Origin of the sequence: Sulfitobacter sp. G21635-S1, assembly GCF_027213915.1 — a bacterium.
Classification (GTDB): domain Bacteria; phylum Pseudomonadota; class Alphaproteobacteria; order Rhodobacterales; family Rhodobacteraceae; genus Sulfitobacter.
This window is the reverse complement of record NZ_JAPWGV010000017.1, coordinates 109,887-118,155: the sequence shown is the minus strand read 5'-3', so window position 1 is coordinate 118,155 and position 8,269 is coordinate 109,887. Positions and strand designations below refer to the sequence as shown.

General features: G+C 64.7%; 9 protein-coding genes and 1 riboswitch. Of the genes, 6 read left to right on the top strand and 3 right to left on the bottom strand.

What is annotated here, in order from left to right:
• Nucleotides 1–226: 226 nt before the first annotated feature.
• Nucleotides 227–694, bottom strand: a complete 468-nt coding sequence (locus O4H53_RS16740; protein ID WP_269365580.1) for a TonB-dependent receptor — start codon at nt 692–694, stop codon at nt 227–229.
• Nucleotides 695–818: 124 nt separating this feature from the next.
• A riboswitch (cobalamin riboswitch) is annotated at nt 819–1,025 on the bottom strand.
• 183 nt (nt 1,026–1,208) lie between these two features.
• Here O4H53_RS16740 and O4H53_RS16735 point away from each other — a divergent pair.
• The 6 genes from O4H53_RS16735 (at nt 1,209) to O4H53_RS16710 (ending at nt 4,421) form a co-directional block, all read left to right on the top strand.
• Nucleotides 1,209–1,562, top strand: coding sequence for an Mth938-like domain-containing protein (locus tag O4H53_RS16735; protein WP_269365579.1), 354 nt, complete (start codon nt 1,209–1,211; stop codon nt 1,560–1,562).
• A gap of 89 nt (nt 1,563–1,651) precedes the next feature.
• Complete coding sequence (gene ccmA, locus O4H53_RS16730; protein ID WP_269365586.1) at nt 1,652–2,269, top strand: heme ABC exporter ATP-binding protein CcmA; 618 nt, start codon at nt 1,652–1,654, stop codon at nt 2,267–2,269.
• On the top strand, nt 2,266–2,922 hold the full coding sequence (gene ccmB / locus O4H53_RS16725) for a heme exporter protein CcmB (protein WP_269365578.1): 657 nt from the start codon (nt 2,266–2,268) through the stop codon (nt 2,920–2,922). Before ccmA ends, ccmB begins: the two co-directional genes overlap by 4 nt.
• Before the next feature lie 83 nt (nt 2,923–3,005).
• Entirely contained in the window at nt 3,006–3,740 is a 735-nt protein-coding gene (locus O4H53_RS16720; RefSeq protein WP_269365577.1) for a heme ABC transporter permease, read from the top strand.
• Entirely contained in the window at nt 3,740–3,895 is a 156-nt protein-coding gene (gene ccmD / locus O4H53_RS16715; protein ID WP_269365576.1) for a heme exporter protein CcmD, read from the top strand. The genes O4H53_RS16720 and ccmD overlap by 1 nt, the downstream gene beginning before the upstream one ends.
• Nucleotides 3,888–4,421 (top strand): DsbE family thiol:disulfide interchange protein, encoded by a 534-nt coding sequence (locus O4H53_RS16710; protein WP_269365575.1) that lies wholly within the window; start codon nt 3,888–3,890, stop codon nt 4,419–4,421. Before ccmD ends, O4H53_RS16710 begins: the two co-directional genes overlap by 8 nt.
• A 69-nt stretch (nt 4,422–4,490) precedes the next feature.
• On the opposite strand, the gene O4H53_RS16705 is transcribed toward O4H53_RS16710, so the two are convergent.
• Both O4H53_RS16705 and acnA read right to left on the bottom strand, forming a co-directional pair.
• Complete coding sequence (locus O4H53_RS16705; RefSeq protein ID WP_269365573.1) at nt 4,491–5,177, bottom strand: SDR family NAD(P)-dependent oxidoreductase; 687 nt, start codon at nt 5,175–5,177, stop codon at nt 4,491–4,493.
• A gap of 201 nt (nt 5,178–5,378) precedes the next feature.
• Nucleotides 5,379–8,168, bottom strand: coding sequence for an aconitate hydratase AcnA (gene acnA, locus O4H53_RS16700; protein WP_269365570.1), 2,790 nt, complete (start codon nt 8,166–8,168; stop codon nt 5,379–5,381).
• Between the last annotated feature and the right edge of the window lie 101 nt (nt 8,169–8,269).

Sequence of the window (8,269 nt, the reverse complement as noted above, 5' to 3'; positions counted from 1 at the left end):
AAAGAGAGCTTGAAATAGCTGGCTATTCCTGCGCTCTCTTGCCTGGAACTGAGCAATTTTGGACTGAAACGGGTGGGTGACAATGAATGTCAACACGACCTAGCGTCCGTTCGTCGCGGGTGCCGAACTGGGTCGGATCATCCACCACATAACCCGGCGCATCCGGCGCGAAAGAAATGCGGTTGCCGTTGTCCCGTTGCCCAGCTCCAGCGTGGCCGAATAGGTGTCACCGATCCCGCCTTTGCGGGTAATGATATTGATACCCCCCCGAGGCGTTGGAACCGTAATAGACCGATTGCGGCCCGCGCAGCACCTCGATGCGCTCGATATTGGCGGTTTCCAGACCGCTGAGAATATATTCGCCATCGCCGCCCGAGGCTTCGATCCCGTCGATCAGGATCAGCGTATGGTTTGCCTCGCCGCCGCTCAGGCGGACCTGGGTAAAACTGCTGCCGGACCCGTTGACCGACACGCCCGGCAAGGCGCGCAGGGCGTCCTGCACCGTGGCGATGCCGCGCTCCTCGATCTGTTGTGCCGTGACAACACTCGCCGCGCGGCCCGGTGCCTCGGCCTCGATCGGCGTCAGCCCGCCCGAGACAATGATTTCGCCCAGATCGAAATGATCCTGAGCCAGTGCAGCAGTGGTGAAGAATGGAACGACGGCTGCGGAAGCCAGAACGGATGCAAGAGGCATGAAATACCCTCGGTTGCGGCCCCGACGGGCCGCCAGACGTAGAATTGTCTTTTGAGGGATGCCCCCGCAGACGGTGAAAACACCACAAGCGGAAGCTCCGCAGTCCCGACGCCCCTCGCGCCCGAACAGGGTGAACACCTCGGCAGGTCTCCTGACTCGCGGGTCGTTGCTTGGCCGGACCTTCCCATCACATATGCTGTGACAGCGGTATGCGCCGGCTTCGCTCTCCGCCTACAGTTGCGGGGGCAGTCGTGGATTTGGCCGGAGGGCCGAACCACGTTCCCTATTAACCAGACGGCGAACCGTCCGGACCGAAGTACCCTTTGGTTAGCGGCCCGAATCGTTTCGGTAAAGCCTGCATGTTCGGTAAAGCCTGCATGGAAAAATTCTCTGCGCCGCCCGGCAGGGCCTGCGGTAAAGCGCCCTGCCTGGGGGCGTCTTTTTACCGCGCTGGCCTATAACGTCAGGGCCGCATCGGCTATGATCGTCCTGCCGCTTTGCAAAGGGATGTGACATGCGCTTGAACGAAATCGTCTTTACGGATGCGAAACCCGTCGAAGGCTATGGCCCAGGCTTTTTCCGCATCGGCGGGCAGGTGATCCATGGCCCGGTGATTGCCGGACCCGGTGGCATTCAGACATGGGCCGGGCTGCAGGACGACGCCGCGCTTCTGGCGCTCAAGGGGCAGGTTGACGTGCTCTTTGTCGGGACCGGCGCCGAGATCGGCCACCTGCCGGAAACCCTGACCGGCCCGCTGGAAGAGGCCGGCATGGGGGTGGAGGCGATGGCATCCCCCGCCGCCTGCCGCACCTACAACATCTTGCTGAGCGAAGGCCGCCGCATTGCCCTCGCGCTGATCCCCGTCTGACATGCCCGGGCCGTTGCGCCCGCCCCGCCGGGGTGCCGCGCCGCAAATGACCGCTTTTGCACGCCCCGCCAATGGGTTACGCAGGGGGCATGATGTTACGCGTCGATGATCTGACCCTTGCCCGTGGCGGTGTGCCGGTTCTGACCGGTCTCAGCCTTGCGCTGGTGCCGGGTCAGGCGCTGATCCTGCGCGGGCCGAACGGCGCGGGCAAGACTACCCTGTTGCGCAGCATCGCAGGCCTGCAACCGCCGCTTTCGGGCCGCATCGAGGGCGCAGAGGACCGTGTCGCCTATGCCGCCCATGCCGACGGGCTGAAAGCGATGCTGAGCGTGACCGAGAACCTGGCCTTCTGGGCGCGGATCTTTGGCACTTCCGACATCACCCCGGCGCTGGATGCCTTTGACCTGCACGGGCTGGCGGACCGGCTGGCTGGCACCCTGTCGGCAGGGCAGAAACGCCGTCTGGGACTGGCGCGGCTTCTGGTCACCGGGCGGCCGCTCTGGGTGCTGGACGAACCCACCGTTTCGCTCGACACCGGGGCGGTGGCGCTCTTTGCCGCTGCCCTGCGCGCGCATCTGGCACAGGGCGGCGCGGCGCTGATCGCCACCCATATCGACCTGGGGATCGAGGCGCAGGTGCTGGACATCACCCCCTTCCGCGCCAGTGCTGCCACCCGCGCCGGCGCCAGCGACGAGGCCTTTCTGTGAGGGCGCTTCTGATCCGCGACCTGACGCTCGCGCTCCGGGCCGGGGGCGGCTTTGGCCTGGGGCTTGCCTTCTTCCTGATCGTGACGGTGCTGGTGCCCTTCAGCGTCGGCCCGCAGGCGGCGCTCTTGCAGCTCATCGCCCCCGGCGTGCTCTGGCTGGGCGCGCTGCTGGCCTGCCTTTTGTCGCTGGACCGCCTGCTGGCGCTGGATTTCGAGGATGGCACGCTTGACCTGCTGCTCACTGCCCCGCTGCCGCTGGAGGGGGCGCTGAGCGTCAAGGCTCTGGCCCATTGGCTGACCACGGGCCTGCCGCTGGTGCTGGCCGCCCCGGTGCTGGGCGTGCTGCTGAACCTCGCAACGCCAGGCTACCTCTGGCTTGTCGTTTCGCTGGCGCTGGGGACACCGGCTCTGTCGGTCATCGGCTGTTTCGGCGCGGCGCTTACCGTGGGGATCAAACGCGGCGGGCTGCTGCTGTCGCTGCTGGTACTGCCGCTTTACGTGCCGACCCTGATCTTCGGGGCCGAGGTCGCCCGGCGCGGCGCAGGCGGGCAGGAGGTGACCACACCACTGCTGATGCTGGCCGGGATCACCTTCGCGGTGATCGCCCTGATGCCCTTCGCCTCTGCCGCCGTGCTGCGCATGGGGCTGCGATGAGCGGCGCCGCCCTCCTTACCCCCGGTCAATCCGTCGCGCCGTCGTCTATTGAGCACCGCCGCGCGGCAGAGTAGGAGTAGCCCATGTCGATCTGGAGTTACGCAAACCCGGTGAAATTTCTCACCCTGAGCGCGCGGGTACAACCCGTGCTCTGGGTGCTGTCTCTGGCCTGTGTCGCGACCGGGCTGATCTGGGGTTTCTTCGGCACGCCCCAGGATTACCGCCAGGGCGCAACGGTCAAGATCATCTACCTGCATGTCCCCGCCGCCCTGATGGCGATCAACGCCTGGTTCATGATGCTGGTCGCCTCGCTGATCTGGCTGATCCGCCGCCACCATGTCAGCGCGCTGGCGGCAAAGGCTGCCGCACCCGTGGGGGTGGTGATGACCGTGATCGCCCTGCTGACCGGCGCGATCTGGGGCCAGCCGATGTGGGGCACCTGGTGGGCCTGGGATCCCCGGCTTACCTCCTTTCTGATCCTGTTCCTGTTCTACCTGGGCTATATCGCCCTGTGGGAAGCCATCGAAGACCCCGACACCGCGGCCGATCTCACCTCGGTCCTGTGCCTTGTCGGGTCGGTCTTTGCCGTGCTCAGCCGCTATGCCGTGCAGTTCTGGAACCAGGGTCTGCACCAGGGCACCTCGGTGCCGGTGGCGACAGGCGGGCGCAGTGTGGACGATGTGTTCTTCTACCCGCTGGTGATCTGCATGATCGGCTTCGGCCTGCTCTTTGTCGCGCTGGTGTTCTACCGCACCGGCACGGAAATCCGGCTGCGCCGCGCCGCCGCGCTGCGGGCGCGGGCGGGCAGGGCGGCATGATGCCGGAGCTGGGAAAATACGCGGTCGAAGTGCTGTCGGCCTATGCGGTGTCGCTGCTGCTGCTGGCGGTGCTGGTGCTTTGGACCCTGCGCCGGGGCCGCGCCGCACGCGCCACACTGGACGCCGCTGAAAAAGAGGCCGGACGCAATGGTTAAGCCCCTGATGATCGCCCCGCCGCTGATTTTCGCCGCCTTCGTCGCGCTGGCCGCTGTCGGCATGTTCCGCGACGATCCCGAAGGTCTGCCCTCCACCCTGGTTGGCCAGGCTGCCCCCGGCATTCCCGAAGCGGCGCTGGAAGGGTTCCCGCCCGCCACTGCCCGGATGCTGGCATCGGGCGAGGTCACATTGGTGAATTTCTGGGCCAGCTGGTGCCCGCCCTGCCGGGTCGAACACCCCAAACTGCTTGAACTGGCCAAGGCCGGCCTGCCGATTGTCGGGATCAATTTCAAGGATCAGGCAGGCACCGCGCGCAGCTACCTTGAGGATGAGGACACCCCCTTTGTCGGCGTTGGTTTCGACCCGCAGGGGCGCACCGCCATCGACTGGGGCGTGACCGCGCCGCCGGAAACCTTCATCCTGGATGGTGACGGCACCGTGCTGTTCCGCTTTGCCGGGCCGCTGGTCGGGTCTGATTACGAGCAACGCTTCCTGCCCGCGCTGAACGCGGCGCTGGGGCGATAGCGCGGGAAAAGAACTTAATGCCTCCGGCGGGGAATATTTCTTGCCAAAAAGAAAACGGGGGCCCGGCTGTCAGAGCCGGTAGCCGCCCGATACCGTGATGGTCTCCCCGGTGATGAACCCTGCCGCATCCGAGGCGAGGAAGCGGACCACCTTCGCGACATCTTCCGGCACGCCGTGACGCCCCAGGGCGGTCAGATCGGTGAAGGCCTTGATCAGCTCGGGCGGGCGGGGGTTTTCCACCCTTTCGATGGCGCCGGGGGCGACGCCGTTCACGCGAATGCCGCGCGGGCCCAGTTCCTTGGCCATGGCGCGGGTCCAGCTGTTCAGCGCGGCCTTGCTGGCGGAATAGGAGGCAGCTCCGCCTGCGGGGAACTGCGCGTTCACTGATGAGATATTGATCACCCGCGCCCCCCGCGACAGATGCGGCAGGGCGGCGTTCAGCAGGGCCATGGGGGCCGCCACATTGACCAGATGGTTCAGTGCCGGCTTGCCATCGTCCATCTCGATCGCACCGGCATTGTTGACGATCACGTCCAGCCGCCCGAAGGCCTTCATGACCTCCGCGATGATCCGATCCGCCGTCGCAGGGTCGGCCAGATCGGCCCTGATCGCATGGACCGCCGGATGCGCGCCCAGCAAGGCATCGGGCGGTGTCGCATGATAGGTGGCCGCCACCCGGTGGTCGCCTGCCAGATCCGATGCGATGGCGCGCCCGATCCCCCGCGCCGCGCCGGTCACAAGAACAACTTCCGTCATTTTCCTGGTGCCTTCTGCTCTGCCCCGCCGCAACATCCGGACCCGGCGAATTAGCTCTTTGTTTATAGAAAGTTACCCGCGGGGATCCGGCTCCCTTGTTTCCTCAACATGGCGCGCGTCACGGCCAAGTGCAACCGGACCACGAAAAAACCCGCCGCGACGGGCGCGGCGGGTTGGTTTCAGTCGCTCTCGCGGGCGGGGTTATTCCGCTGCGATGGCGTCGTCCCTGGCCAGGTCGCGCAGCACGTAATGCAGCACGCCGCCATGTTCGATGTATTCGATCTCGATCGCCGTATCGATCCGGCACTTGATCATGATCTCTTTCTTGCTGCCGTCACCCATGGTGATCTCGCAAGGCACTTCCTGCAGCGGGTTGATGGTGTCGAGACCGGAGATGGACACTGTTTCATCCCCTGTCAGACCCAGCGATTTGCGGGTGTCGCCACCTGTGAACTCGAAGGGGATCACCCCCATGCCCACCAGGTTGGAGCGGTGGATACGCTCAAAGCTTTCCGCGATCACCGCCTTGACGCCCAGCAGGGCCGTGCCCTTGGCCGCCCAGTCGCGCGAGGAGCCGGCACCGTATTGTTCGCCACCGAAGATCACCAGCGGTGTGCCGTTTTCCTGATGCGCCATGGCCGCGTCAAAGATCGAGGTCTGCTTGCCATCGGGGCCCTTGGTATAGCCGCCCTCGACGCCGTCCAGCATCTCGTTCTTGATGCGGATGTTGGCGAAGGTGCCGCGCATCATGACCTCGTGGTTGCCGCGACGCGAGCCATAGGAGTTGAACTCCCGCACCGGCACCTGACGCTCGACCAGATACTGGCCGGCGGGGGTGCTTTCCTTGAAGGAGCCCGCGGGGCTGATGTGGTCTGTGGTGATCATGTCGCCCAGCATTGCAAGAACCTTGGCGTTCTCGATGTTGGTGATCACGCCCGGCTCCGGGGACATGCCCTGGAAATAGGGCGGGTTCTGCACATAGGTGGATTGCGGCGGCCAGTTGTAGGTCTTGGCATCCGTGGTCTCCACGCTCTGCCATTTTTCGTCGCCCTTGAAGACATCGGCATATTTCGACTGGAAGCTCTCGCGCGTCACGGTCTGCTCGACCAGTTCGGCAATCTCCTGCGTCGTGGGCCAGATGTCTTTCAGGTAGACGTCATTGCCGTCCTTGTCCTGACCCAGCACGCCATTGGCCAGATCGACGTTCATGTCACCCACCAGCGCATAGGCCACCACGAGCGGCGGAGACGCGAGGTAGTTGGCACGCACGTCGGGCGAGATGCGCCCTTCGAAGTTGCGGTTCCCCGAGAGGACCGAGGTGCCGATCAGGTCATAATCGTTGATCGCCTTGCTGATCGCAGGCTCCAGCGGGCCGGAGTTGCCGATGCAGGTGGTGCAGCCGTAACCGACAAGGTTGAAGCCGATGGCATCCAGATCCTCCTGCAGGTTGGCCGCCTCAAGATAGGCGGAAACAACCTGGGAACCGGGGGCGAGCGATGTCTTGACCCAGGGCTTGCGGGTCAGGCCAAGGGCCCGTGCCTTGCGCGCCACCAGACCGGCACCGATCATCACATAGGGGTTCGATGTGTTGGTGCAGGAGGTGATGGAGGCAATGACGATGGACCCGTCATGCAGCTGGTAATGGCCATCCTCGGTCTGCACATAGCCGCGCTTGTGGCTGCCTTCGTCACCGGGGATCTCGCGGGGCTCGGGCTGGCCGCCTTCACCTTCCCAGGTGACTTCCTGCGCCTTGGAGGCGTCCTTGCCCGCGCGCAGGCCCTTGACGTATTGGCCGAATGCCGTGTGCGCGGAGGTCAGCGCGATATAGTCCTGCGGACGCTTGGGGCCCGAGATTGCGGGCACGATGGTGCCCATGTCGAGCGTGAGCGTATCGGTGTAGACCGGTGCATAGTTTTCGTCGCGCCACATGCCGTTCGCGCGGGCATAGGCTTCGACAAGCGCGATGCGGTTCTCGTCACGGCCGGTGGTGCGCATGTAGCGCAGGGTCTCGCCGTCGATCGGGAAGAAGCCGCAGGTGGCGCCGTATTCGGGGGCCATGTTGGCGATGGTCGCGCGGTCTGCCAGCGGCAGGGTATCGAGCCCGTCGCCGTAGAATTCCACGAATTTGCTGACCACGCCCTTTTCACGCAGCATTTCCACGACTTTCAGCACCAGGTCGGTGCCGGTGGTGCCTTCCATCATCTTGCCGGTCAGCTCGAAACCCACGACCTCGGGGATCAGCATGGAGATCGGCTGGCCCAGCATCGCGGCCTCGGCCTCGATCCCGCCGACGCCCCAGCCCAGAACGGCCATGCCGTTGACCATGGTGGTGTGACTGTCGGTGCCGACCAGCGTGTCGGGATAGGCCACTTCCTCGCCGTTCTGATCCTTGTCGGACCAGACCGTCTGCGCGAGGTATTCCAGGTTCACCTGGTGGCAGATGCCGGTGCCGGGGGGCACGACGCGGAAGTTGTTGAAGGCCTTCTGGCCCCACTTGAGGAAGGTGTAACGCTCGATGTTGCGTTCGTATTCACGGTCCACGTTCATCTGGAAGGCGCGGGGGTTGCCGAATTCATCGATCATGACCGAGTGGTCGATGACCAGATCCACCGGGTTCAGCGGGTTGATCTTGTCCGGGTCGCCGCCCAGGGCCACCAGACCGTCACGCATCGCGGCAAGGTCGACAACGGCCGGCACGCCGGTGAAATCCTGCATCAGCACGCGGGCCGGACGATAGGCGATCTCGCGCGGGTTCTGCCCGCCTTTCTGCGCCCATTCGGCAAAGGCCTTGATGTCGTCCACGGTGACCGTCTTGCCATCTTCGAAACGCAGCATGTTCTCCAGCACCACCTTGAGGGCGGCAGGCAGTTTGGAGAAATCGCCCAGGCCCGCCGCTTCGGCTGCGGGGATGGAGTAATAGGCGATCTTCTGATCGCCTGCGGTGAGGGTCTTGCGGGTTTTGGCGGTGTCCTGACCAACTTGAATCGTCATGGATAGGCTCCCTTTGCTATGAACAGGTGGCGGTGGTTACGGCCTAGATGACCTATTGCCGCCCATGTTTCAATGGCAATTCCCGGCATAAGCACGAAATT

Bases quoted from the DNA above. Each gene is read 5' to 3' on its own strand.
- O4H53_RS16740 (WP_269365580.1), bottom strand. From the start codon at position 694: ATGCCTCTTGCATCCGTTCTGGCTTCCGCAGCCGTCGTTCCATTCTTC.
- O4H53_RS16735 (WP_269365579.1), top strand. From the start codon at position 1,209: ATGCGCTTGAACGAAATCGTCTTTACGGATGCGAAACCCGTCGAAGGC.
- ccmA (WP_269365586.1), top strand. From the start codon at position 1,652: ATGATGTTACGCGTCGATGATCTGACCCTTGCCCGTGGCGGTGTGCCG.
- O4H53_RS16720 (WP_269365577.1), top strand. From the start codon at position 3,006: ATGTCGATCTGGAGTTACGCAAACCCGGTGAAATTTCTCACCCTGAGC.
- ccmD (WP_269365576.1), top strand. From the start codon at position 3,740: ATGCCGGAGCTGGGAAAATACGCGGTCGAAGTGCTGTCGGCCTATGCG.
- O4H53_RS16710 (WP_269365575.1), top strand. From the start codon at position 3,888: ATGGTTAAGCCCCTGATGATCGCCCCGCCGCTGATTTTCGCCGCCTTC.
- O4H53_RS16705 (WP_269365573.1), bottom strand. From the start codon at position 5,177: ATGACGGAAGTTGTTCTTGTGACCGGCGCGGCGCGGGGGATCGGGCGC.
- acnA (WP_269365570.1), bottom strand. From the start codon at position 8,168: ATGACGATTCAAGTTGGTCAGGACACCGCCAAAACCCGCAAGACCCTC.